Origin of the sequence: Paraburkholderia sp. SIMBA_054 (assembly GCF_046534875.1) — a bacterium.
Classification (GTDB): domain Bacteria; phylum Pseudomonadota; class Gammaproteobacteria; order Burkholderiales; family Burkholderiaceae; genus Paraburkholderia; species Paraburkholderia hospita.
Window position 1 is genome coordinate 1 of sequence record NZ_JAWRXV010000657.1, and the last position, 277, is coordinate 277.

General features: G+C 62.1%; 1 protein-coding gene. It reads right to left on the reverse strand.

Annotation, left to right across the window (positions count from 1 at the left end; translation table 11 throughout):
* On the reverse strand, positions 1 to 265 hold a 265-nt coding region (locus SB822_RS56730), incomplete at its 3' end, for a fumarate hydratase C-terminal domain-containing protein (RefSeq protein ID WP_410859057.1).
* Between the last annotated feature and the right edge of the window lie 12 nt (positions 266 to 277).

The window sequence follows — 277 nt, forward strand, 5'->3', positions numbered from 1 at the left end:
CCGGATATTCGACAACCTCGACCTTCTTGATGCAATCCTGGGCCAGACGGGCAGCCGGGCCACCGATGGAGCCCAGATAGAACCCACGGTGCTGGCCGCAGGCTTCGCGCACCTGACGCGAACGGTTGCCCTTGGCGAGCATCACCATGGAGCCGCCAAAGGACTGGAACTGGTCCACATAGGAATCCATACGGCCTGCCGTGGTTGGCCCGAACGAGCCGGAAGCATAACCGGCAGGCGTCTTGGCCGGGCCAGCATAATAGATCGGGTGGTTCTT